Origin of the sequence: Roseicella aerolata, assembly GCF_020523605.1 — a bacterium.
Lineage (GTDB): Bacteria > Pseudomonadota > Alphaproteobacteria > Acetobacterales > Acetobacteraceae > Paracraurococcus > Paracraurococcus aerolatus.
Genome location: NZ_JAJAQI010000012.1, coordinates 52,073 through 76,531 on the forward strand (window position 1 = coordinate 52,073; position 24,459 = coordinate 76,531).

Here is a 24,459-nt window from a genome sequence, read left to right on the forward strand (position 1 = left end):
TGGTACCGACGGCCCAGGCGTGACCGCATCCGGGCAAGAAGGCCGCACTTGCGGCGGGCCGCAGACGGGACCCTGAGACGGTACCCTGGCGGGTCAGGCCCGGTCCGCGACCGCGCGCGCCGCCGCCGCCGCCGGCCCGCCGCCCTCGCCCGGCGGCGCCAGCGCCGCCTCCATGGCGATGCGCAGGCTGGCGAGCTTGCGGTCGTTCTCGACCTTCAGGCCGAACACGTCCTTCACGTAGAAGACGTCCACCGCCCGCACGCCATAGGTGGTGATATGCGCGCTGGCGATCTGCAGCCCCTGATCGCTGATCGCCGCCGTCACGTCATGCAGCAGGCCGGGCCGGTCGCGGCCGTTCACCTCGATCACGGTATGGGTGTTCGAGGCATGGTTGTCGAAGACCACCCGCGGCGGCACGGTCACGGCCCTGAGCCGCGCCGGCTCCCGCCGGACCTTGCAGATCTCGTCCTTGAGGCGGAGGCGGCCCGACAGCGCCTGCTCGATCAACACGGAAAGGCGTGCCAGGCGGTGCGGCGCGTCGAAGGCGCCGCCGGCGGCGTCCTGCACCCAGAAGGTATCCAGTGCCATGCCGTTGGTCAGGGTGTGGATCCGCGCATCGACGATGCTGGCACCCGCCACGGCCAGCGCGCCGGCGATGCGGCTGAACAGGCCGGGGTGGTCGGCGGCATAGACCGTGATCTCGGTCACCGCGCGGGATTCCATCACCCGCGTCCGGACCGTGAGCGGCGCCTTGGTCGCCTCCGCCTCCCGGATCAGGGCGGCATGGCGGGCATGCGTCTCGGCATCGAAGGAGAGCCAGTAGCCGGGATAGCCGAGGACCAGGAACCGCTCCCGATCCGCCGCCGGCCAGCCGGCCAGCATGGCCACCGCGGCCTCCCGCGCGCGGGCCACGCGCACGTCGCGCTCGGGCACGGAAAGGCCGCCGGCCAGCACCTCGGCCACGCGCCAGTAGACCTCCCGCAGCAGGGTCGCCTTCCAGCCGTTCCAGACCTTGGGCCCGACCGCGCGCATGTCGCAGACCGTCAGCACCAGCAGCAGCCGCAGCCGCTCGGGCGACTGCACCAGGTCGGCGATGTCGAGGATGGTCTTCGGGTCCTCGATGTCACGCTTGAAGGCGGTTTGGCTGATCAGCAGGTGGTGCAGGACGAGCCAGGAGACGGTCTCGGTCTCCTCCGGCGTCAGGCCGAGCTTCGGCCCCAGCTCCGTCGCGATCCGGGCGCCGAGCTCGGAATGGTCGCCGCCGCGGCCCTTGGCGATGTCATGCAGCAGCGTCGCCATGTACAGGGCGCGGCGGGACTGGAGCTGGCCGATCAGCTCGGAGGCAACGGGCGCGGCCTCCGCCAGCTCGCCCCGCTCGATCTGCTGCAGCACGCCGATCGCCTCGATGGTGTGCTCATCGACCGTATAGACATGGTAGGTATCGAACTGCATCAGCCCGACGATGCGGGCCCAGTCGGGGATGAAGCGGGGGAGGAACCCCGTCTCGTTCATCAGCCGCAGCCAGGTCGCGGCATCCCGGCCGGCCAGCAGATCGAGGAAGAGGGTATTGGCCTCGGCATCGCCGCGGAGATGGACGGCGTGGTGGGCGTTGCGGATCAGCGCCCGGATGGCGAGGGGATGGATGTCCAGCTTGCGGTCCCGCGCGGCCTTCAGGATCCGCAGCATCAGGATCGGCTCGCGGGAGAAGTCCCGGTTCGGCGGCGCCGCCACCAGCTTGCCGTCGGCGAAGGCGAGGCCCGCTTCCGCCAGCGCCGCATCGCCCTGCCGCCGCGTCGCGGGCGGGCCGAGTGCCGCGCGCTCGATCGCCGGCTCCAGCACCCGGGTCAGCCGCAGCACGTCGCGCACCGTCAGGAACAGGTGCTTCATGAAGCGCTCGACGCCGTCCTGCCGGCCGCGCGGCGTGTAGCCCATGCGGGCGCCGACCACCGGCTGGAAGTCGAAGGTCAGGCGCTCCTCCGCCCGGCCGGCGACGTAGTGGAGGTGGAAGCGGACGGTCCAGAGGAAGTCCCAGGCCCGGCGGATGGCCCTCGCCTCGTGGTCGGTCAGCAGGCCGCCGCCCGGGCTCTCCGGCCCGACCAGGTCCGGCATGCGCTGGGTGCCGAAGGCGTAGCGGGAGAGCCAGTAGAGGGTCTGCAGATCCCGAAGGCCGCCGCGCCCCTCCTTGATGTTGGGCTCGACCAGATAGGGGCTGTCGCCATAGCGGGCGTGGCGGGCGGCGCGCTCCGCCCGCTTGGCGGCGAGGAAGGGGCCGAGGCCGCGTTGCTGGTTGGCGCGGCCGAAGGCCTCCAGGAAGCGGTCGAAGACCGGCTTCTCGCCGGCGAGGAAGCGGGCATCGACCAGCGCGGTCATCACCGTCGCATCCTTGCCGGACTCCTCCAGGCAGTCCCGGATGGAGCGCGTGGCATGTCCGACCTTCAGGCCAAGGTCCCAGAGCAGGTAAAGGACGAACTCCACCACCCGCTGCGCCCGCGGCCCGGCCGGCTGGTCGGTCAGGAAGAGCAGGTCGATATCCGAATAGGGGGCCAGCACGCCGCGGCCATAGCCGCCGGTCGCGACCAGCGCGAAGGGCGGCTCCGCCTTCTCGGCCTCCCGGGCCGGGACCATGGCCAGGGCGTAGCGGTGGATGGCGGTCATCAGCCCATCGGTCAGCGCCGCCAGCCAGCGGGCGGAGGCGAGGCCGGACAGCTCATGCGCCTCGAAGCTCTCCTGCACCGTGCCCTGCATGCGGCCGAGATGCCGGCGCAGCAGGTCCAGTGCCTCCTCCCGCCGGACCGGGCCGCCTTCCCCGCACAGTTCGGCGATCAGGTCCGGAATCACGGTCGGCATCTCCGCCAGCACCGGATGGCGCTGGGCGGTGGCCCGGGCGGGAAGGGCGGAGGCTGCGGTCATTCCCTTGAGAGTAACCGCACTCAGCCGCCGGGGACAGCACCATCCAACAGGCTTTTCAGCCGATAGAGCGCCTCCTGCGCCTCGCGTGGCGACAAGGCATCGGGATCAAGCGCCGCCAGCGCCGCGAGGGCCGGGTGTTCGCCGGGCGGGGGGGCAATCTTGGCCGCCGCCGGGGCCCTGGCGAAGAGCGGCAACTCGTCCGAGAGCGGGTCGAGGCCCTTCGCCCGGGCTTCCAGCGCCGCCAGCACCTGGGCGGCGCGGGTGAGGACGGCACGCGGCACGCCGGCAAGCTTGGCCACATGCAGGCCCCAGCTCCGCTCGGCGGTCCCGGGGGCGACGCTATGGAGGAAGACCACCTCCCCCTTCCATTCCCGCACGCGCATGGTGGCCGGGATCAGCTCGGGCAGCTTGCCGGTCAGCGCGGTCAGCTCGTGGAAATGGGTGGCGAAGATGGTGCGGCAGCGGGTCCGGTCGTGCAGCGCCTCCAGCGCCGCCCAGGCGATGGCGAGCCCGTCCCAGGTGGCGGTGCCGCGCCCGACCTCGTCCAGCACCACCAGGCTGCGCGGCCCGGCGAGGTTCAGGATGGCCGCCGTCTCGGCCATCTCCACCATGAAGGTCGAACGCCCGCCCGCCAGGTCGTCCGAGGCGCCGACGCGCGAGAAGAGGCGATCGACCAGGCCGAGCCGCGCCGCCTCGGCCGGGACGAAGAGCCCGGCCTGGGCGAGGACGACGATCAGCGCGTTCTGCCGGAGGAAGGTGGACTTGCCCGCCATGTTCGGCCCGGTGAGGAGGCAGATGCGCTGGCCGGGCGAGAGGTCGCAGTCATTGGGCACGAAGGCCGGGCCGCGGTTGCGGGCGAGGGCGGCGGCGACCACCGGGTGGCGGCCGGCGGTGATGCGGAAATCCGGCCGCCCGGTGATCTCCGGCCGGCACCAGCCGCCTTCGGCCGCCAGCTCGGCGGCGGCGGCATGGAGGTCGATCTCGGCCAGCGCCTCGGCCGCCGCCGCGATGCCGGGGGCGGCGGCGAGGCACAGCTCGCGCAGGTGCCGCGCGATCGCCTTCTCCCGCCGCGCCGCCTCCTCGGCCGCCTCGGACAGGCGGCGGTCGAGACCGGCCAGCGCCGCGCAGGTGAAGCGGACACCATTCGCCATGGTCTGGCGGTGGATGGGGGCGAAGTCGCCGGCCGCCTGCGCCGGCGGGTCGCGCAGCAGCTTCTCGCCGGCCGCCGCCGGCAGCTCGGCGAGATAGCCGAATTGCTGGTGGTGGCGGACCTTCAGCGCCGCGACGCCCCAGGCCTGGGCGAGGTCGAGCTGCAGCGCGGCGATGGCGCCGCGCGCATCGTCCCGGAGGCGCCGGAGGCCATCGAGCTGGCCGTCATAGCCCGGCGCGACGATACCGGCGTCATCCAGCCGCGCCGGCAGGCTCTCGGCCAGGGCGCGGGCCAGTTCCGGCGCCGGGTCCTGCGCCGGGCGGAGGGCGCGGGCGCCTTCGGCCAGCAGCGGCGGCAGGGCCCCGCCGGCCTCGCCGAGCAGGGCGGAGGGGTCGCCCGGCGCGGCCGCCTCGCCCCCGAGCGCCGCGGCGATGACGCGAGCGCGGGCGAGGCCGTCCCGGATCGCGGCGAGGTCGCGCGGCGCGAAGCGGTCGAGGGCCAGGCGGCCGAGGGCGCGGGCCATGTCCGGCGCCCCCTTCAGCGCGCCTCGGATCCTGGCGCGCAGCGCGGGCGCGGCCAGCAGCGCGGCGACCGCATCATGGCGGGCGGCGATCGGCCCGGCCTCGGCCAGCGGGCAGCCGAGCCGGTCGGCCAGCAGCCGCGCCCCGGCCGCGGTCACGGTGCGGTCCACCGCGGCCAGCAGGCAGTCCCGCGCCCCGCCCCGCTCGGCGCGCAGGATCTCGAGGCTCCGCCGCGTCGCCGCATCCATCTGCAGCACGCCCTGCCCGCCGCGTGGCACGGGCCGGGAGAGATGGGGCAGCGCCCGGCCGGCCTCGCCCTTCTGGGTCGCGCGGACATAGTTGAGCGCCATGGCCGCCGCCGCCGCCTCGGCGGCCGAGAAGGTGCCGAAGCCCTCCAGGGTCGCGACGCCATAGGCCTCCGCCAGGCGGCGGGCGCCGTCGCGGGGCGGGCTCGCCTCCACCGCGCCGGGCAAGGCGAGGCCGGGGGGGGCCAGCACCTCGGCCGGCTCCAGCCGGGCCAGCAGCGCCGGCAGGTCCCCGGCCGCCAGTGCCTCGGTCTCGAAGGCGCCGGTCGAGAGGTCCAGCCAGGCGGCGCCCAGCCGCTCGCCCTCCGGGACGAGGGCCAGCAGCCAGGCCGGCCGCGAGGCCTCCAGCAGCGTCTCCTCGGTGACCGTGCCGGGGGTGACGAGGCGGACCACCTCGCGCCGCACCGCGCTCGCCTTGCGGCGCTTCGCCTCCTCCGGGGTCTCCATCTGCTCGGCGATGGCGACCCGGAAGCCGCGGCGGATCAGCCGGGCCAGGTAGCTCTCATGGCTGTGCGCGGGCACGCCGCACATCGGGATCTTCGTGCCCTGGTGCTCGCCCCGATAGGTCAGCGCGATGTCCAGGGCCTCGGCAGCGGCTTCGGCATCGGTGAAGAACAGCTCGTAGAAGTCGCCCATGCGGAAGAAGAGCAGCGCGTCGGGATGCGCGGCCTTCAGCGCGAACCATTGCGCCATGGCGGGGGAGGCACCCGCCGCGCTGGGCAGCCGGGCGGCGGAATCGAGGGCCTGGTCCATGCCGGTTCCTAGAGCCTTTCCACGGGGGCTGTGCAGCCCGAAAGCGCGCCTGCCCTGGCTGGCGGAGTGGCTTCACGCTTCCGGGCGCCTCCGCCTGCGGGCCTCCGCTCTACCCGGAATGCGTCCCCGGCGCAGCCCCGTGCCGCGCCGCACGATCCGGCCCTTCGCAAGCCGCCTGCGCTGGCGCCCAGGCTGCACCATGCGGGCCGATGACCGGCGCAGTCCCGGCAGGGCCGCGAGCGCGCGCATCGCCCCCGCCCGTCACGGGCCGGCGTGCCGCTGCCGCTTGCGGGATCGCCCGATGCCCGGGACAGGCGATCGTCCGACCACTGCCCTTCTGCGCTTCCGGCTTCGCGGCTGCGAAGCCCCGGCCTTCACGGCAAGCCCGGCGACTGCCTAAATGGCGGCAATAACGGGGGCCGGCACAGGCCCCAGGGCGAGCGAGAGGACCAAGTCGCATGGATGATGTACCGAAGGCCGGGCTTGCCGGCACGCTCGCCGACAGCCGCACCGCCCGCGTCACGCCCGAGGAGGCGCTGGCGCTGCATGCCGAGGGCCGCCCGGGCAAGCTGGAGATCCGGCTGACAAAGCCGCTGATCACCGCGCGCGACCTGTCGCTGGCCTACAGCCCCGGCGTCGCCGAGCCCTGCCTCCACATCCACCGCGACCCGACGCTGGCCTATGACTACACGGCTAAGGGCAATTTCGTCGCCGTCATCTCCAACGGCACGGCGGTGCTCGGACTCGGGAATCTCGGCGCGCTGGCCTCGAAGCCGGTGATGGAGGGCAAGGTCGCCCTCTTCAAGCGCTTCGCCGATGTGGACGGCATGGATCTCTGCCTCGATACCGAGGATGCCGACGAGTTCGTCAATGCCGTCCGCTTCCTCGGCCCCAGCTTCGGCGGGATCAACCTCGAGGACATCAAGGCGCCGGAGTGCTTCGTCATCGAGCAGCGGCTGCGCGAGATGATGGACATCCCGGTCTTCCACGACGACCAGCACGGCACCGCCATCGTCGCCGCAGCCGGCCTCATCAACGCCGCGCACCTGACCGGGCGGGACCTGGCGCAGACGCGGCTCGTCATCAACGGCGCCGGTGCCGCCTCCATCGCCTGCGCCGAGCTGCTCAGGGCCATGGGCATGCGGCCCGAGAACATCATCATGTGCGACACCAAGGGCGTGCTCTACCGCGGCCGCACCGAGGGCATGAACCAGTGGAAATCGGCCCATGCGGTCGAGACCAAGGCAAGGACGCTGTCCCAGGCGCTGGAGGGCGCCGATGTCTTCTTCGGCCTGTCCGTGAAGGGCGCGGTGACGCAGGACATGGTCCGCGCCATGGCGGACAAGCCGATCATCTTCGCCATGGCCAATCCGGACCCCGAGATCACGCCGGAGGACGCCAAGGCGGCGCGGCCGGACTGCATCGTGGCGACCGGCCGGTCCGACTACCCGAACCAGGTCAACAATGTCCTCGGCTTCCCCTTCATCTTCCGCGGCGCGCTGGACGTGCGCGCCAGCACCATCAACGACGCCATGAAGATCGCCGCCGCCCGGTCGCTGGCGCTGCTGGCGCGGGAGGACGTGCCGGAGGAGGTGAACACCGCCGGCGCCGGCAAGTCGCTACGCTTCGGGCCGGAATACATCATCCCCAACGCCTTCGACCCGCGGCTGATCTCCCGCGTCCCGGTCGCGGTGGCGAAGGCCGCGATCGAGAGCGGCGTCGCCCGCCGGCCGATCACCGATCTCGGACGCTATGCCCGCAACCTGGCGGGCCGGCTGGACCCGACGGCGAATGCGCTGGAACTGATCACCGAGCGCGTGCGCGCCAATCCGCGCAGCGTGGTCTTCGCCGAGGGCGAGGAGGAGAAGGTCATCCGCGCCGCCATCGCCTTCCACCAGGCGGGCTACGGCACGCCGGTGCTGGTGGGGCGGGAGGACCGGATCCAGGCCACCGCGCGCGCGATCGGCGTGCCGCTGCCCACCGGCATCGTCATCCGCAACGCCCGCCTCTCCGACAGCAACCGGCGCTATGCCGAGTTCCTCTATGCCAAGCAGCAGCGCCAGGGCATGCTGTTCCGCGACTGCCAGCGCCTGGTCAACCAGGACCGCAACGTCTTCGCCGCCTGCATGGTGGCGATGGGCGATGCCGATGCCCTCGTCACCGGCGTGACGCGCAGCTACTCGGTGGCGCTGGAGGGCATCACCTCGGCCATCGACCCGGCGCCGGGCGAGGTGATGTTCGGCCTGACCCTGCTGCTCGCCCGCGTCTCCGGCACCGTCTTCGTCGCCGACACCGCGATCCATGAGCGGCCGGACGCGCAATGCCTGGCCGAGATCGCGATCCAGTCCGCCCGGGCGGCGCAGCGGCTGGGGCATGAGCCGCGGGTCGCCTTCCTCTCCTTCTCCACCTTCGGCGACCCCAAGGGCTCCATCCCCGGCAGCATCCGGGAGGCGGTGAAGCTGCTGGACCAGCGCCGGGTCGATTTCGAGTATGACGGCGAGATGTCGGCCGATGTGGCGCTGGACCCGGCGCTGCGCGCCCATCTCTACCCCTTCAGCCGGCTGACCGGCGCGGCCAATGTGCTGGTGATGCCGGGGCTGCACGCGGCGCATATCCTGACCAAGTCGGTCCCGCGCCTGACCAGCGGCACGGCGATCGGGCCGCTGCTGATGGGTCTCTCCCGCCCCGTGCAGATCGTGCCGACCGATGCCAGCGTGACGCAGCTGCTGGACATGGCCTGCCTCGCCGCGCATGCCGCCATCCCGCGGTGAGCGGGGCCGGCGACCGGATTGCCGCCGGGGCGGCCGAGGCCCCGGCCGGGCCGGACGGCCCGGACCGGCCGCCAGCGCCGCCCCTCTTCACCATCGGCTATGAGGGGGCGACGCCGGGGGCGCTGATCGCCAGGCTGCGGGCGGCCGGCGTCACCACCCTGGTGGATGTGCGGGAATTGCCGAACAGCCGCCGCCCCGGCTTCGCCAAGCGGGCCCTGTCCGGGGCGCTGGAGGCGGCGGGCATCCGCTACGTCCATCTCCGGGCGCTCGGTACCCCGGCGGAAGGACGCGCCGCGGCGCGTGCCGGCCGCAGCGCGGAGATGAAGCGGATCTTCGGCGCCCGGCTGGCGGGCACCGAGGCGCAGGCGGCCATCGCCACCCTGGCCGGCCAGGCGCGCGAGGAAAGGCTCTGTCTGCTCTGCCTCGAGGCCGATCCGCGGCAGTGCCACCGCACCCTGGTTGCAGAAGCTGTTGCAGACGCCACCGGATCGGGCATTGTCCACCTGCATACGGACGGCAGCGTGCCGGGCTGATGATGAAGGGTCTCTTGCATGGCGCTCAGCCTCATCCTGCATGACCTGTCCGGCCTGACGCCGGATGACCAGAAGCGCTTCTTCGAGGCGATCTTCCAGATCGCGCCCGGGCACTGGCAGGTGGCGCCCGGGGCGACCCTGGCGGAGACCGGCGTCTCCCCCGCCTATCTGCGCGACCACCTGCTGAAGGCGGTGCCGCCGGCGCAGCGGGCCGGCACCCGGCTGCTGGTGACCCGCACCTCGCCCGACACCGCCTGGCATGCCCTCTCGCCCGAGGGCGAGGACTGGCTGCGCGAGATGATGGCGGAGGGCTGAGCGCCGCCGGTGGTCAGGCCGATACCGGCTGCGGCTTGTCCTGCCGCGCCGGCATGGCCGCTGCGGCCGAGAGGCGGATCCGCCGGCTGAGCCGCTGTGCCGGCGCATCGACCAGGGCGTGGAAGCCCTGCGCCGCCAGCAGGGCGAGCGGCAGGCCGAGCAGCAGCGCCCCCCAGGGCGGGAGCACGCCGCCCAGCCCGTGCAGCATGGCGCCGAGCACCGGCATGTGGATCAGGTAGAGGCTGAAGGAGATGCGGCCGAGCCAGAGCAGGCCCGGCCGCGCCAGGACCCGCGGCAGCGCCCCCGGCCCGCGCGCGAGGAGGATCAGCGCCGCCGAGGCGGTGATGACCATCAGGTCATGCGGCAGGCTGACGGCCACCAGGATGCCCGCCCAGGCCAGGCGGCGCGCCCAGGCCGGGCGCAGCTGGCCGCCCTGCCCTTCGAGCGCGAGCGCCGCGCCCACCGCGAAGGGCAGCAGGAAATAGGCATCCGAGAGCAGCGTGGACGGCAGCCGCGGGCCGAGCTGGTGGCGGTCCGGCGCCACGCCGAGCGCGATCGCCGCGACATGCAGCAGCAGGGCGAGGCCGAGCAGCCAGGCGACGCGGCCGCGGAAGAGCAGGACCAGCGGGAAGAGCAGCGTGATCCGCCATTCATGCACCAGGGTCCAGAGCGGGATGTCGAGGGTGAACCAGCCATCCGCGCCGAGCAGCAGCGCCTGGCGGAGGACCATGCCCGTCCCCACCGGCTCCGACCACAGCACCTGCGCGTCCCAGCCGCCCTGCGGCAGCGGGCCCGGCCGCAGGGCAAGGCTGAGCGCCGCCGAGACCAGCACGGCGCCGGCGACCGGCAGCAGCAGCCGGCAGCTCCGGCGCAGCGCGAAGGTGGCGAGGCCCGGCCGCCGGTCCTTTAGCAGGGACAGGGTCAGCACATAGCCGCTGAGCACGAAGAAGAAGATGACCGGCGCCCGCCCGGTATGGATGAGGCGGAGCGGCGTCGCCTCCAGCATAGGGAGCAGCGCCGGGGGCAGCGGCGGGGCCATGCTGAGGATATGGGTGAAGACCACGGCCAGCGCCGCCAGTCCGCGCAGCCCGTCGAGCAGGCGCGGCGAGGCCTGCGCGGCTGACGCCGCGCCGGCCTGGCCCTCGGCACCCGGTCTCGTCCCATCCGGCATCGCCGCGCTCCCCCAGCCCCGCCCCGCGCGGTCCGGAGGCGCGGCTGCATTCGGATGGTGGAACGGAAGCCGGAGGGGCGCAGCGCGAATCCACGCCAGCAACGATCACTTCGGAATGACCGGATTCGGAACGAGACGGCCGCGGCGCGCGCGCAGGGGCGGCGGGCCCGGTTGACCGCCGGGCCCGCCCGCGCGAGCCTCCCGCCCCTGTGCATGAGGAGGAACGCCATGTCCGAGGATTCCGCGCTGTTCGACAAGGGCCTGCCGATCCGGCGCGAGGTGCTGGGCGCCGAGTATGTCGACGGCTCCATGGCCAAGGCCGACGACTTCATGATGGCCTTCCAGCGCGCCACCACCGCCTGGGCCTGGGGCTGGGCCTGGGGCGACCCGACGCTGGAGCGGAAGACGCGCTCCATGCTGAACCTCGCCATGCTGACCGCCCTCGGCAAGACGCCCGAGATCAAGCTGCATGTGAAGGGCGCGCTGAACAACGGCCTGACGGTCGAGGAGATCAAGGCGGTGCTGCTGCACGCCACCGCCTATTGCGGCATCCCCGCCGGGCTCGATGCCTTCAAGGCGGCGCATGAGGTGCTCGTGGCCGAGGGCGCGCTGCCGGGGAAGAAGTAATGTCCGCGCTGAAGACGATCGGCTTCGTCGGCATCGGCAATATGGGCTGGCCCATGGCGGCCAACCTGGTGAAGGCGGGGTTCGAGGTCGTGGCCTGCGACGCGGTGCCCGGCCGCAGCGCGCAGTTCACCTCGGAGGTGGGCGGCCGCGCCGCGGCGGATGCCGCGGAGGCGGCCCAGGGCGCGGATGCCGTGATCACCATCCTGCCGACCAGCAGGCAGGTGGCGCAGGTGGCCGAGCAGATGGCGCCTTCGCTGGCGAAGGGCGCCCTTGTCATCGACATGACCAGCGGCCAGCCCGCGAAGACGCGGGAGATCGCGGCGAAGCTCGCCGGGCGCGGCGTCGCCATGATCGACGCGCCGGTCTCGGGCGGCGTGCCGCGGGCGAAGTCCGGCGACCTCGCCATCATGCTGGGCGGGGAGACGGCCGAGCTCGATCGCGCCGAGCCGGTGCTGAAGGCGATGGGCAGCAGCCTCTATCGCTGCGGCAGCATCGGCGCCGGGCAGGCGATGAAGGCGCTGAACAACCTCTCCTCCGCCGGCACCTTCCTGATGGGGATCGAGGTGCTGCTGATCGGCCAGCGCTTCGGCCTCGACCCCTCGACCATGGTCGATGTGCTGAACGCCTCCTCCGGCATGTCCAACAGCAGCCAGCGGAAGTTCAAGCAGTATGTGCTGAACCGCCGCTTCGACGACGGCTTCGCGCTGGAGCTGATGGTCAAGGATCTCGGCATCGCGCTCGAGGTGGGGCGGGAGACGGAGACGCCGACGCCCTTCTCCGCCCTCTGCAAGGAGATGTGGGCCGCGGCGCTGGCCTCGCTCGGCCCCGGGCACAACCACACCGCGCTCGCCCAGCTCTCGGAGAAGATGGCGGGCGAGATCCTCGGGGGAAACAAATAGAATGACGAACTGGGAGGTCTACGCCATCCGCTACGGCCGGCATGACCGGCCGGCGCAATCCAACTTCCTGCTGCCGGTGCAGGACCCGCATGAGGCCATGCCGCTCGACTACTTCGTCTGGCTGGTCCGTGACGGGCAGGGGCATGAGATCGTGGTCGATACCGGCTTCGACCATGCCTGCGCGGAGAAGCGCGGCCGCACCATCAGCCGCAGCGTCGCCGACAGCCTGCGCGCCATGGAATGCGACCCGGCGAAGGTGCGGGACGTCATCGTGACGCATCTGCATTACGACCATGCCGGCAGCATCGACATCTTCACCGGCGCGAAGATCCATATCCAGGACCGGGAGATGGCCTTCGCCACGGGGCGGCACATGTGCACCGCCTGCATCCGCCTGCCTTTCGAGGCGGATCATGTCGTCTCCATGGTCCGCGCCCTGTTTGCCGACAAGGTGCAGTTCCATGACGGCGAGGGGCAGGTCGCACCCGGCGTCACGGTGCACCGCGTCGGCGGGCATTCGGACGGGCTGCAGGTGGTGCGGGTGGAGACGGCGCGCGGCCCCGTCGTCCTTGCCTCCGACGCCATGCATTTCTATGCCAACAGCGGCACGGGCAATCCCTTCCCGATCATCTTCGACCTCGGCGCCATGACCCAGGGCTGGCGGATCGCGAAGAAGCTCGCGGGCGGGGACGAGACGCGGGTGATCCCGGGCCATGACCCGGCGGTGCGGGAGCGCTTCCCGCAGGTGCCGGGGCAGAATGGCGATGTCGTGGCGCTGCACCTGCCGCCGCTCGGGTGACGCTCCGGCCCGGCCGGTGGGGGCAGGGTCAGGCCCCGCCCCCGCCGGCCCGGCCCCTACCAGCTCAGCACCACCACGGTCAGGACCAGCCCGAGCAGCGAGAGGCCCATGGAGATGCCTGGCCAGGAGGGCCGGGCGCCCGCCTGGACCAGCAGGGCATTGGCGCCCAGCGACAGGATCAGCCCCGAGACCGGCTGGGTCCAGTGCAGTTCCCAGAAACCCCAGGCCAGCAGCACCAGCCAGAAGGCGAAGGCGGTGCGGCCGAGGATGCGGAAGGCACGGTCGGCCGCCGGCGCCTCCGGCCGCAGCCCCGGCGTGGTGCTGCGCGCCTCGATGACGCCGGCGAGGGAGAGCGCGATCAGCGCCGCGAAATAGGCCTGCATGCGCCTCCTCTACCCGGCCCCGATACGGCCTGCCAGCCGCCTCCGCGCCGGGCCGATCGCTTCACGCCGGCGGGGTCGCCCCCTGGACAAAGCTGCCCTAGGCTCGACATCAACAGCAATATCCGCACGAGAGTGAGCGATGCCCGACAGCAACATGCCGGACCTGTCCCGCCTGAAATTCGGCGTCGGCCAGCCGGTCCCCCGCAACGAGGACCCGATCCTGCTGCAGGGCCGAGGCCGCTACACGGATGACATCAGCCTGCCCGGCCAACTCCATGCCGTCATGGTCCGCAGCCCCTATGCCCATGGCGTCATCAGGGGGATCGACACCGCGGCGGCGAAGGAGGTGCCCGGCGTCGTCGCCATCTTCACCGGCGCCGACCTGGAAGGCCATGGCTACGGCCATATGCGTTGCACGCTGCCGCTGAAGAACGCGGATGGCACGCCGCTGCGCAACATCGACCGCCCCTCGCTCGCCATGGACAAGGTCCGCTTCGTCGGCGACCCCGTCGCCTTCGTGGTGGCCGAGAGCAAGGCGGCGGCGAAGGACGGGGCGGAGGCGGTCTTCGTCGATATCGACGTGCTGCCGGCGGTGACCGAGGCCTCGGCCGCCGCGGCGCCGGATGCGCCGCAGCTCTATGACCACCTGCCCGGCAACCGCGTGCTGGACTTCCATTACGGCGACGCGGCGAAGGTGGCCGATGCCTTCTCCAGGGCCGCGCATGTGACGAAGCTGTCCATCCGCAACAACCGCGTCGTGGTCTGCGCCATGGAGCCGCGCAGCGCCATCGGCGAGTACGAGCCGGAGACCGGCCGCTACACCCTGCATGTCGGCAGCCAGGGCGTCTTCGGCCTGCGCGGCCAGATGGCGAACGACATCCTGAAGGTGCCGGTGGACAAGGTCCGTATCCTGACCGGCAATGTCGGCGGGTCATTCGGGATGAAGGCCAGCGCCTATCCGGAATATCTCTGCCTGCTGCACGCGGCCAAGGTGCTGGGCAAGCCGGTGAAATGGACGGATGAGCGCACCGGCTCCTTCCTCTCGGACAGCCATGGCCGCGACCATGAGGTGGAGGCGGAGCTGGCGCTGGACGCCGAGGGCCGCGCGCTCGCGGTCCGGCTGACCTCCTACGCCAATATGGGCGCCTTCCTGCAGACCGTCGCGCCGCTGATGGGCACCGGCAATTTCGTCAAGAACATCCAGTCCAACTATGCGACGCCGCTGATCGAGGTGACGACGAAATGCCTCGTCACCAACACCACGCCGGTCAGCGCCTATCGCGGTGCGGGACGGCCGGAGGGCAACTACTTCTTCGAGCGGCTGCTGGAGCAGGCGGCGAAGGAGACGGGCAAGGACGCGATCGCGCTCCGCCGGATCAACCACATCCGGCCGGAGGCCTTCCCCTTCAGCGCCCCTTCCGGCGCGGTCTATGACAGCGGCGAGTTCTCCGCGGTCCTGGAGAAGGCGCTGGAGGCCGCGGACTGGGACGGCTTCGCGGCGCGGAAGGCCGAGAGCAAGGCCCGCGGCAGGCTGCGCGGCCGGGGGATCGGCAATTTCCTTGAATGCACCGCCCCGCCGATGAAGGAGCAGGGCGAGATCCGCTTCGAGGCGGATGGCACCGTCACCATCATCACCGGCACGCTGGATTATGGCCAGGGCCACTGGACGCCCTTCGCCCAGGTGCTGCACCAGACGCTCGGCGTGCCCTTCGAGAGCATCCGCCTGATCCAGGGCGATTCCGACCTGCTGATCGCCGGCGGCGGCACCGGCGGATCGAAGTCGCTGATGGCCTCCGGCGCCGCCATTGTGGAAGCCGCGCAGCTCGTCATCGAGAAGGGCCGGACGGCCGCGGCGCACATGCTGGAAGCGGCGGTGGCGGATATCGAGTTCGAGCGCGACGCGAACGGCCTCGGCCGCTTCACCATCGCCGGCACGGACCGCAGCATCGGCATCATGGAACTGGCCGAGCGCATCCGGACCGCCAACAACCCGGCCCCGGACATGCCGGAGAGCCTGGATGTCCGGCATGTCTTCGGGGAGGCGCCGATGGCCTATCCCAATGGCTGCCATGTCTGCGAGGTGGAGATCGACCCCGATACCGGCACCACCGAGATCGTCCGCTATGTCTCGGTGAACGATTTCGGCGTCATCGTGAACCCGCTGCTGGTCGAGGGCCAGGCGCATGGCGGCATCGTCCAGGGCATCGGCCAGGCGCTGATGGAACAGGTGGCCTATTCCGAGGAAGGCCAGCTCCTCTCCGGCTCCTACCAGGACTATGCCCTGCCGCGCGCCGCCGACGTACCGAGCTTCGGCTTCCTCAGCCACCCCGCGCCCTGCAAGACCAATCCGCTGGGCGCCAAGGGCTGCGGGGAGGCAGGCTGCGCCGGCTCATTGCCCGCGGTGATGAATGCGGTGGTGGACGCGCTGTCGGAATTCGGCATCGGCCATATCGATATGCCGGCGACGCCGGAGCGCGTCTGGCGCGCGATCGCGGAGGCAAAATCCGCCGCCTGATGTCAGTGGCGGCCGCTGGCCCTTGGCCCCGGCCGCCACCGACACCACATCTCGCTGAAGCGTGAGTCGCTGCTGCCATTCGGATGTGTCAACTATTCCAGACCTAGAAGCATGGTTGCAGGGCTGGCCGGTTGCGGCGAGGGATGGCGGCGTGACCGGCCGTTGGGCGACCATCGAAGCCGGTGTCACAACTTCAGATGGTATCCTGGCCGCATCAGGCATCGATCGGGGCCCGGTGGCCGAGCAGGGGAGTGGTGGTATGACTAGGCTCACGGGACGCCGGGTGCTCGTCGTCGAGGACGAGGCGCTGGTCGCCATGCTGGTCGAGGACGCGCTCCTCGATGCCGGGGCGGCCGTGGTGGGGCCTGCGGCGACCGTGTCCGAGGCATTGGCGCTGCTCGGCAAGGAAACCCCGGATGTCGCGGTGCTGGACCTGAACCTGGCGGGGGAGACGTCGACTCCGGTCGCCGATGTGCTGGCGCAGCGTGGCGTGCCCTTCGTGGTCGCCACCGGCTATGGCGCGGAAGGGTTGCCACCGACCCATTCCCATGTGCCGGTGCTTGCCAAGCCCTATGATCCGGACGACCTGACCGCCGCGCTCGGCCGGCTCTGCGGCTGAGACCCGCGGAGGTTGGTGGCGCCCCATCAACCCCGCCCTCCCGCGGCCCTCATCGCAGCAGGCTGCGATCGGTATCGGGCGCCTGGCGGCTTGCCGCGCAGGTCCTGCCTGCATGGCATGGGGCGGCCGTCCGCGACCGGGTGATGCGGATCGCGGGTTTCCTCATCCTCATGGCCGTTGATGGTGATCCGGCAGCGGCCCGGATGCGTGACCGCATCCGGGCAAGAACACGGCACTGGCGGCGGGCCGCAGACGCGCTTCCGCGCAGGCTGGCGCCCAGGCTGCGGGGATCCATGACCGGGGCCGTTGATAGGTTCATCAACGCCCCCTCCACCGCCGGGCGGTTTGCTGCGTAAAGCCTGGCTCGGCCGACGTCGCGGCGGCGCCCGTCCGGGCACTCCGCAAGAACGGAAGATCAGGCCGCCGGCATCGGCCCTGGCCGATCTCAGCCGCCCGCAGCGGCGGCCATCGGCATCGGTATCGGCATGGCCACCGCCTCCGGCAGCCACAGCGTCACCACCGTTCCCTTGCCCGGCTCGCTCTCGATCCGCAGGGCGCCACCCGACTGCACCGCGAAGCCATGCGCCATGGCCAGGCCGAGGCCCGTCCCCTTGCCGACCTCCTTGGTAGTGAAGAAGGGCTCGATGGCGCGCGCCAGCGTCGCCGCATCCATCCCCTCCCCCGTATCGGTGACGCGGATGCGCAGATAGCGCCCTGGCGCCAGGCCCTGCGGATGGGCCAGCCCGACCGCCTCGGCCGCCGCTTCCAGCCGCAGCCGGCCGCCGCGCGGCATGGCATCCCGGGCATTGAGCGCGAAGTTGAACAGCACGAGTTCGAGTTGCATGCGGTCCGCCTGCACCGGCGGCAGGTCGGGCGCGGCCGCGATCTCCAGCCGGATATCGGCGCCAAGCGGCCCGTGCAGCAGCGTCGCCAGGCCCTGCATCACCTCTGGCAGGTGCACCGGGCCGGATTGCAGCCTGTCCTGCCGGGCAAAGGCCAGCATGCGGCGGGTCAGGCTGGTGCCCCGCTCGGCCGCCTGCAGCGCGACGCCGGCATAGCGCTCGACGCGGGCCCGGTCGCCGGCACTGCCTGAGAGCATGTGCAGCGCGCCGGTCATCACCTGCAACAGGTTGTTGAAATCATGCGCCACGCCGCCCGCGATTCGGCCCAGCGCCTCCAGCTTCTGCGCCTCGCGCAGTCGCGCCTCGGCACGGTTCCGCTCGGTCACGTCGACCAGCACGGCATAGCTGTGGGCGAAGCGCCCGTCCGGATCATGCTCCGCCCGGGCGCGCAGCAGCACGTCCACCACCTCGCCATCGGCGCGGAGCATGCGGTATTCCATCTCCCGCACCTCGTCGCTGCTCGCCTGCAGCTCGGTGCGTGCCACCTCCCAGCGCGCCGCGCTCTCGGGCAGCATGAACTCGCCGGTGCGACGGCCCAGCACATCCTCCCGCCGGTAGCCGAGCCAGGCGAGCCACTCGTCGCTCACCCGGATCAGGCGGCCCTCGGCATCGGCGGAATGGAAGGCGGCCGGGGTGCGGTCATAGATCCGCCGCAGCTCGCGCTCCCGCGCCGCCAGTTCCGCGGTGCGCTCGGCCACCGCCTGCTCCAGCGCCGCCTTGTCGGCCAGCAGCGCTGCTTCGGCCCGCTTGCGGTCGGTGAGGTCGAGGATGAAGGCGATGGTCTCCTCGAGCGTCTCGCCGGCGAGGGCGTAGCCGATCAGGATCGGCACGCGGCTGCCATCCGGCCGCAAGTACTCCTTTTCATAGGGCGTGCAGACGCCCTGCTGGCGGGCCTCGGCGATGCCGGCGGCATCCGCCGGCAGCCATTCCGGCGGGGTCAGCGCGTCCCAGCGCAGGGTGCCGGCTTCCAGCTCCGCCCGATCATGGCCTGTCAGGCGCAGCAGCGCGTCATTGGCGTCCAGGATGCGGCCATGCACGTCCCCGCGCAGCACGCCGATCGGGTTTGCCTCGAGCATGGCGCGCAACTCGGCCTCGCGCGCGCGCAGTTGCTCCTCCCGCTCCCGCGTCTCGGTCACATCGCGGTTCACGCCCAGCATGCGGGCCGGGCGGCCCGCCTCGTCGCGCATCACCCGCCCGGTCGCGGCCAGCCAGCGTTCGGCGCCGTCGGGGGCGCGGCGGATGCGGAATTCGATGGAGAAGGCACCGGCCTCGGAGGCCAGCGCGGCGTCGCGGTCGGCCAGCAGGGCCCGCCGGTCCTCCGGATGCACCATCCCGAGCCAGGTGGCCAGGTCCGGCGGCGGCAGGGCCGGGTCTAGCCCGAAGAGCGCGTATTGCCGCTCGGACCAGACCTGCCGGCCCGTCGCCAGGTCGAGGTCCCAGCTGCCGATCCCGCCGGCCTCCTGCGCCAGCCGCAGCCTTGCCTCGCCCTCCCGCAGCGCATCTTCGGCGGCGCGGCGGCCGGTCACGTCGCGGATGGCGCCGATCACGCGCGCCGCGCGCCCGTCCAGGCCGGCCAGCACCTCGCCCCGGTCGGCGATCCAGCGGGTCCGTCCATCGGGCAGCATCAGACGGTATTCGAAGGCGTAGGGACCGGCTTCGGCCAGGATGCGGGCCGCCCGTTCCGCCACGCGGGCCCGATCCTCCGGATGCACCCGCGCCAGCCAGTCCTGATAGGGGGCGTCCCGGACGGCGTCGCCGGCCGGGTCCGGCAGGCCGTGCAGCACCGCATATTCGCGGGTGACGCGGATGCGGTCGGCTGCGATGTCCCAGTCATAGGCACCGATCTGCCCCGCCCGCTGGGCAAGCCGCAGCCGCTGCTCGCTTTCCTGCAGCGCCGCTTCGGAGCGGCGGCAATCGCCGAGCAGCCCGTCGAAGGCGGCGGCCAGGGTCACCGCCTCGGCATAGCCGGTGCCGGCCGGCAGCGCATCCCTTCCGCCCTCCCGCTGCAGCCGGGCGGCGGCCTCCGCCAGGCGATGCAGCGGCCGGGCCAGCCAGGCGGCGGCGAACCAACCGAACAGGGCGGCCAGCGCGGCGGCCCAGAGGCCGTAGAGCATGATGTCGCGCTGCACCGCCGCGGCCCCCGCCAGGGCTTCCGCCGCCGGCCGGCGCGCCACCACCTGCCAGCCGAGGCCGGGATAGTCGCGATAGCCCTGGGTCGGCCGGATCGCCGCCAGGAAACCCGCCCCGTCCGGGAATTCCACCCGGCCATGGCCGGGCAGGATCGCCGGCAGCCGCCGGCCCAGCAGGCCGGGTGGGCCGAGCAGCACCTCCCCGGCGCGGGAGAGGATCAGCACCTCCGGCTCGCCCGGCCGTGGCGGGCCAACCACCTCCGTCGCCCAGCGCCAGTCCAGATGGGCGGCGATGACGCCGACCAGCCGCCCGTCCTCCGCCCGCACCGGTGCCGCGAGATCGACGAGGCGCAAGGTCCCCCCCTGCCCCAGCACCCGCGCCATCATGATGGCGTCGTGCACATCCTCGACCACCGGGCCGCGCATGGCCGCCTGCACGAAGGGCCGGCCGGAAGCGTCCGCGCCCTCCAGCAATTGCCGGCTGTCCGCCACCACCCGCCCATCCGGCGCCACGAAGGCGAGCAGCGCATATTCGGCATAGGTGTCATGAAGCTGCCGGAGGATGGTGCGCCGCATCTCCGGCGCGGTGCCGGGGTCGCGCATCAGCGGCAGGCCGGTGGCCACCTGCAGGTCGCGCCAGCGCGCCGCCATGTCGCGGTCCAGCCGGTCGGCAACGCGCGCGGCGGTGCCGGCCAGCAGGGCCTGCTGGTTGGCCGCGATCCGGCGGCCGGCATCGCTCCCGGCCAGCAAGCTGGTGGCCAGGGCGGCGAGCAATGCGATACCGCCGAAGACGGCGGCCAGGATGACCCTGAGGGGCGGCTGGGACAGCACCATGCGCTGGTAGGATGACCCGCCCGCTTGTAACCACCGGCCCCTCCTCGTGCGATCACATACCCGTCAGAAATATGGGCAAGCCGATCATGCCTGGTTCAGCCGGCGGACAGCCGGGCTGTTCCCTCGCAGCAAGGCCGGCAGTGCTGCCGCAAGGGCGGGCCCGCGATCGCCCGCCGGGTGAGGCTCCCCGGCCAGGAAGGGGCGACCGGCCAGTGCGCCCGGCGCGGCTTCCATCCGCAATCGCTCATAGCCGCCTGCATAAATCCTGACCTGCAGCCGCCGCAGGCGGCTGAGCGCCCGAACGGCCGGGCCCCCATGGAAGATGCCACCGGCATCTTCCATGGGCACCGGGGGCGCCGCGCCAGGTAGCGCGTAGCCAAGCCGCAGCGCGGCGCCGGCGACTGAGGCCGCATATATGCGTCAGCATTTATGCGGGTTGGCAAACCTTTTCCCGGCAGGAATCCGTGTTCGTTGCGCGGCAGACTGGCGTCACGCCTAAGGTTGCGATGAAAGCGCCCGCAGATTCCATCAGCGCAGAGGTTTATCACGCCAGCAGCCCCCGGGCCTTTGGCCAAGCGGGTGAATTGTCCCGCCCAGGCGGGTCTCCCCGGCCGGAGTTTGCCCTGCAGCGGATCGCGTCCAGAACTGCACGCCGATCCGCTGTAGACGGTTGTCTGTAGAACAGCGTCACGCCGCGGGGCGTTCACGCCCCTTCACGATCCGCTGTAGACCTTTGTTTTTCGAGCAGATTCACGCCTCCGGTCGTTCACGGCCTTCGGCGATCTGCTCTAGACCGCCGCGCTGTGCCGCCCCGCGCCGGTGCCGAGATAGGCGTCGAAGCAGGCCGCCACATGCCGCACATGCCGCCGCCCGGCCGCGGTCACCCGCAGGAGGTCGGGCGTCAGGTCCAGGATGCCGTCCGCCTCCAGCGGCGCGAGGGCCGGCCGCACCCCGGCGACCAGCGCCGGCGGCAGCGCCGCCAGGTCGAGCGCGAAGTCGCACATCACCCGCTCTATGCAGTGCCGGCGCAGCCGGTCCTCGGCCGTCACGGCGCGGCCGCGGCGGATCGGCAGTTCGCCCGCCTCCACCGCCGCCACCCAGCGGCGCTCGTTCGGCTCGTTCTGGGCGTAGCCGGCGGCCTCGATCCCGCCGATTGAGGAGGCGCCGAGGCCGAGCAGCACCGGCGCGGCATCCGTGGTGTAGCCCTGGAAATTGCGGCGGAGCGTGCCGTCGCGCGCGGCGATGGCCATCGGGTCCCCGGGCTTCGCGAAATGGTCGAGGCCGATCGCCTGATAGCCGGCCGCCACCAGCACCTGCTCCGCCGTCTCGGCCTGCTGCAGCCGCTCCAGCGCGCCCGGCAGGTCCTCCGTGCGGATGGCGTTCTGGTGCGGCTTCATCCAGGGCACATGGGCATAGCCGAAGACCGCCACGCGGTCGGCCCCCTGCTCCACCGCGAAGCGGGCGGTGGCGGCGACCTGCGCCGCGCTCTGGCCCGGCAGGCCGTACATCATGTCGAAATTGATCGCGGTGATGCCGGCGGCGCGCAGCCAGGCCGCCGCGCGCGCGACCATCTCCTCCGGCTGGACCCGGCCGATGCGGCGCTGCACCGCGGGGTCGATGTCCTGCACGCCGAAGCTGGCGCGGGTGATGCCGGCATCGGCCAGCGCCGCCACGATCTCCTCATCCACCACCCGCGGGTCGAGCTCGATGGCGAGTTCCGCATCGCGCCGGATGCCGAAGGTGGCGCGCAGCTCGGTGAACAGGGCGCGGAGCCCGGCGGCGCCGAGGGTGCTGGGCGTGCCGCCACCGAGATGCACGGAAGCGATGCCGGCATGCTCCGGCAGCGCCTCGGCCAGCAGGCTGGCCTCCTTCCGCAGCGCGGCGCCATAGCGGGCGATCCGCTCCGCGCTGCGCGTGACGGCGGTGTGGCAGCCGCAATACCAGCAGAGCGAGCGGCAGAAGGGGATGTGGAGATAGAGGCTGAGAGGGTCCTCCGGCCGGATGCCGGCCAGCCAGCCGCGATACTCCGCCTCTCCCAGCGGGCCGAAATGCGGCGCGGTGGGATAGGAGGTGTAGCGCGGAAGATTGGCCAGCGCGTAGCCGATGGGGATGGGCCTGCTCATGCCGCATCCTTGGGCGGTCGCGGCGCCGGGCGCCTTGCGCGGGATCAAGCGGGCGGCATGTGCACCGCCAGCCACAGCGTCTCCCGCGCCGGATCGGTCCAGGCGACGCGGTGGCGGCAATGGGCGGGGATCACGGCCCAGTCGCCGGGGGCGAGGTCACGCTCCGTCCCATCCACGAAGCCGAGCCGGGCGGCGCCGGCCAGCAGCAGGACGAACTCCGCCTCCGCCTGGTCGTACCACTGCCCCGGCGGGTCGGCCTGGCCGCGCGAGGCGATGCGCACCACCCGCGCGCCGCCGGCCGCGAGCAATTCGGTGAAGCGCTCGCCGCCCGCGGGGGCAGGTGGGCCCTCGCCGATCCGGCCGAAGCGCGGGGCGGTCAGAACGCCCCCTCGGCGAAGGCCGGCGCCACCGGGGCGGCACAGACCCCGGCACGCTCCAGCACCGCCGCGGCGCGGAACAGCACCGCCTCGGTCCAGGGCTTACCGATCAGTTGCACGCCGATCGGGAGCGCGCCCTCCGCCGCCTGGACCGGCGCGGTCACCACCGGCAGGCCGATGCCGCTGATCGGCTGGGTGAAGAGGCCCATGGAGGGCCGCAGCGGCACCTCCACGCCGTCGAGCGCCAGCGCCTCCTGCCCGATCGGCGTCGCCGGCACCGGGGTCGCGGGCGCCAGCAGGATGTCCCACTCCGCCATCAGCGCCCGCATGGAATCCCGCGCCAGGCCGCGCACCCGCTGCGCCTGGTTGATCCAGGCCGCCGGCAGCAGGGCGCCGGCCAGCAGCCGGTCCTGGATCAGCGGCTCGAATTCCTCCAGCCGGCTGCGGAGGTCCGGCAGGTGCAGCGCCCCGCCCTCGGCGCTGGTGATCAGGAAGGCGCTAGCGCGGCAGGCCTCCGCCATGTCCCACTCGACCGTTTCCACGGCGTCCAGCGCGCGCGCCACCGCGGCAACGGCGTTGCGGGCGGCGTCCGATTGCTGCCGGCCGAACCAGCCGCCCAGCACGGCGACGCGCAGCCCGACGGCGCGATCGCCCGAGGCTCCTGCACCGAGGGCGTGAATCGCGCTGTCAGGCATGATCCCGGCGCCGAGGCCGGGCGTCACCGCTTCCGGCGGCTGCGGCGCCTGGGCCGGGTCCTCGGGGTCCGGCCCCAGCAGCGCGTCATAGGCGGCGGCGAGGTCGGCGACGCTGCGGGCGAAGGGCCCGACATGGTCGAGGGCATGGACGAAGGGGAAGGTGCCCTGGCGGGAGAGCCGCCCATAACTCGGCTTCACCCCCCAGATGCCGCAGAGCGAGGCCGGCACCCGGATGGAGCCATTGGTGTCGGTCCCGAGGCTCAGCGGCACCAGCCCGGCCGCGACCGCCGCCGCCGAGCCGCCGGAGGAGCCGCCGGCGATGCGCCCCACGGGATGGTCCATGTCGTGCGGGTTCCGCACCGGCCCGTCATGGCTGTTCTCGGTGGTGAAGCCGTAGGCGAACTCGTCCATGTTGAGCGCGCCGAGGCAAATCGCCCCCGCGGCCTCCAGCCGCCGAACCACCCAGGCATCGCGCGTGGCGGGCGGCGCGGCCCGCCGGATCCGGCTGCCGGCGACGGTCGGGATACCGGCGAGATCAAACAGGTTCTTGGCCGCGAAGGGCACGCCGGCGAGCGGCCCGACCGGCTGCCCCGCCGCGATGCGCGCATCGAGGGCAGCGGCGGAGGCGAGTGCCCGATCGGCAAGCAGGGTGGTGAAGGCGTTCACCTCGGCATTGCGCGCGGCGATGCGGGCCAGCGCCGCTTCCGTCACCGCCCGCGCCGTGGTCTCGCCGGCGCGGATGCGGGCGGCAAGGCCGAGCGCCGGCCCGGCATCGGGGCCTGGCGGCGTGCGGCCTGCCTGGCCAGGGCCGCTGCGGTCCTCGGCCAGGCTCACGGCCGGTACACCGGCGCCGGCTCGGCCGTCTCCGTCAGCGGCAGCCGGAGCGCCGGCGTCGCGATCCGCGCCACCAGCGCCAGCGCCGCTGCCACCCGCGCCTGCCGCCCAGCATCCAGCGCCAGCCCCATGGCAGGGGCCGTGGCCGCGACATAGGCGGCGGGGTCGAAGCGGTCGGGGTCGAGCATGGCGGTCTCCTGCGGCGGGGCGCATCCTCCCATGCCGGAATCGTGCCGTGCGCCCGCGCCCCTCGATCTCTCGCACGCGTGATCGGACGCGATGACGCCGATCCCG

General features: G+C 72.6%; 17 protein-coding genes. 8 read left to right on the plus strand and 9 right to left on the minus strand.

Going from position 1 to position 24,459, the window contains the following annotated elements:
- Positions 1-93 precede the first annotated feature (93 nt).
- Together LHA35_RS09970 and mutS are read right to left on the minus strand one after the other, a co-directional pair.
- The gene (locus LHA35_RS09970; protein WP_226607938.1) at positions 94-2,847 is read right to left on the minus strand and encodes a [protein-PII] uridylyltransferase; all 2,754 of its coding nucleotides are present in this window, start codon (positions 2,845-2,847) and stop codon (positions 94-96) included.
- 83 nt (positions 2,848-2,930) lie between these two features.
- Complete coding sequence (gene mutS / locus LHA35_RS09975; protein ID WP_226607767.1) at positions 2,931-5,639, minus strand: DNA mismatch repair protein MutS; 2,709 nt, start codon at positions 5,637-5,639, stop codon at positions 2,931-2,933.
- A 458-nt stretch (positions 5,640-6,097) separates the two neighbouring features.
- On the opposite strand from mutS, the gene LHA35_RS09980 reads away from it, so the two are divergent.
- From LHA35_RS09980 to LHA35_RS09990, 3 genes are read left to right on the plus strand one after another with little or no spacing between them, the layout of a single operon-like run.
- A complete protein-coding gene (locus tag LHA35_RS09980; protein WP_226607769.1) occupies positions 6,098-8,410 on the plus strand; it encodes an NADP-dependent malic enzyme in 2,313 nt (770 codons plus the stop codon).
- A complete protein-coding gene (locus LHA35_RS09985) occupies positions 8,407-8,943 on the plus strand; it encodes a DUF488 domain-containing protein (RefSeq protein ID WP_226607771.1) in 537 nt (178 codons plus the stop codon). Before LHA35_RS09980 ends, LHA35_RS09985 begins: the two co-directional genes overlap by 4 nt.
- A gap of 18 nt (positions 8,944-8,961) precedes the next feature.
- Positions 8,962-9,258: a hypothetical protein gene (locus tag LHA35_RS09990; protein ID WP_226607774.1), complete on the plus strand. Its 297-nt coding sequence runs from the start codon at positions 8,962-8,964 to the stop codon at positions 9,256-9,258.
- A 13-nt stretch (positions 9,259-9,271) separates the two neighbouring features.
- Here LHA35_RS09990 and LHA35_RS09995 read toward each other — a convergent pair whose 3' ends face one another.
- Complete coding sequence (locus tag LHA35_RS09995) at positions 9,272-10,429, minus strand: acyltransferase family protein (RefSeq protein ID WP_226607776.1); 1,158 nt, start codon at positions 10,427-10,429, stop codon at positions 9,272-9,274.
- 228 nt (positions 10,430-10,657) lie between these two features.
- Between LHA35_RS09995 and LHA35_RS10000 the strand changes: the two genes are divergently transcribed.
- The 3 genes from LHA35_RS10000 to LHA35_RS10010 are packed head-to-tail and all read left to right on the plus strand — an operon-like array spanning position 10,658 to position 12,754.
- The gene (locus LHA35_RS10000) at positions 10,658-11,056 is read left to right on the plus strand and encodes a carboxymuconolactone decarboxylase family protein (protein WP_226607779.1); all 399 of its coding nucleotides are present in this window, start codon (positions 10,658-10,660) and stop codon (positions 11,054-11,056) included.
- Positions 11,056-11,955: an NAD(P)-dependent oxidoreductase gene (locus LHA35_RS10005; RefSeq protein WP_226607781.1), complete on the plus strand. Its 900-nt coding sequence runs from the start codon at positions 11,056-11,058 to the stop codon at positions 11,953-11,955. Before LHA35_RS10000 ends, LHA35_RS10005 begins: the two co-directional genes overlap by 1 nt.
- Position 11,956: 1 nt before the next feature.
- Positions 11,957-12,754 (plus strand): N-acyl homoserine lactonase family protein, encoded by a 798-nt coding sequence (locus LHA35_RS10010; protein ID WP_226607783.1) that lies wholly within the window; start codon positions 11,957-11,959, stop codon positions 12,752-12,754.
- Positions 12,755-12,810: 56 nt separating this feature from the next.
- Here LHA35_RS10010 and LHA35_RS10015 read toward each other — a convergent pair whose 3' ends face one another.
- Positions 12,811-13,137 (minus strand): multidrug DMT transporter permease, encoded by a 327-nt coding sequence (locus tag LHA35_RS10015; protein ID WP_226607785.1) that lies wholly within the window; start codon positions 13,135-13,137, stop codon positions 12,811-12,813.
- Positions 13,138-13,276: 139 nt separating this feature from the next.
- Here LHA35_RS10015 and LHA35_RS10020 point away from each other — a divergent pair, with 139 nt between their 5' ends.
- Positions 13,277-15,652 carry a xanthine dehydrogenase family protein molybdopterin-binding subunit gene (locus tag LHA35_RS10020; RefSeq protein WP_226607788.1) on the plus strand — a complete coding sequence of 792 codons (2,376 nt, stop codon included), beginning with the start codon at positions 13,277-13,279 and terminating at the stop codon, positions 15,650-15,652.
- 259 nt (positions 15,653-15,911) lie between these two features.
- The gene (locus tag LHA35_RS10025; RefSeq protein WP_226607791.1) at positions 15,912-16,271 is read left to right on the plus strand and encodes a response regulator; all 360 of its coding nucleotides are present in this window, start codon (positions 15,912-15,914) and stop codon (positions 16,269-16,271) included.
- A 445-nt stretch (positions 16,272-16,716) separates the two neighbouring features.
- Here the strand turns inward: LHA35_RS10025 and LHA35_RS10030 are convergent, their stop codons facing one another.
- The 5 genes from LHA35_RS10030 to LHA35_RS10050 form a co-directional block, all read right to left on the minus strand.
- Entirely contained in the window at positions 16,717-20,136 is a 3,420-nt protein-coding gene (locus LHA35_RS10030) for a PAS domain-containing protein (RefSeq protein ID WP_226607794.1), read from the minus strand.
- Positions 20,137-20,924: 788 nt separating this feature from the next.
- Positions 20,925-22,259 (minus strand): oxygen-independent coproporphyrinogen III oxidase, encoded by a 1,335-nt coding sequence (gene hemN, locus LHA35_RS10035; protein ID WP_226607796.1) that lies wholly within the window; start codon positions 22,257-22,259, stop codon positions 20,925-20,927.
- Between the two features lie 44 nt (positions 22,260-22,303).
- Positions 22,304-22,567: a cupin domain-containing protein gene (locus LHA35_RS10040; RefSeq protein WP_226607799.1), complete on the minus strand. Its 264-nt coding sequence runs from the start codon at positions 22,565-22,567 to the stop codon at positions 22,304-22,306.
- 68 nt (positions 22,568-22,635) lie between these two features.
- Complete coding sequence (locus LHA35_RS10045) at positions 22,636-24,165, minus strand: AtzE family amidohydrolase (protein ID WP_338050855.1); 1,530 nt, start codon at positions 24,163-24,165, stop codon at positions 22,636-22,638.
- Positions 24,162-24,353, minus strand: a complete 192-nt coding sequence (locus LHA35_RS10050; RefSeq protein WP_226607802.1) for an AtzG-like protein — start codon at positions 24,351-24,353, stop codon at positions 24,162-24,164. Before LHA35_RS10050 ends, LHA35_RS10045 begins: the two co-directional genes overlap by 4 nt.
- Between the last annotated feature and the right edge of the window lie 106 nt (positions 24,354-24,459).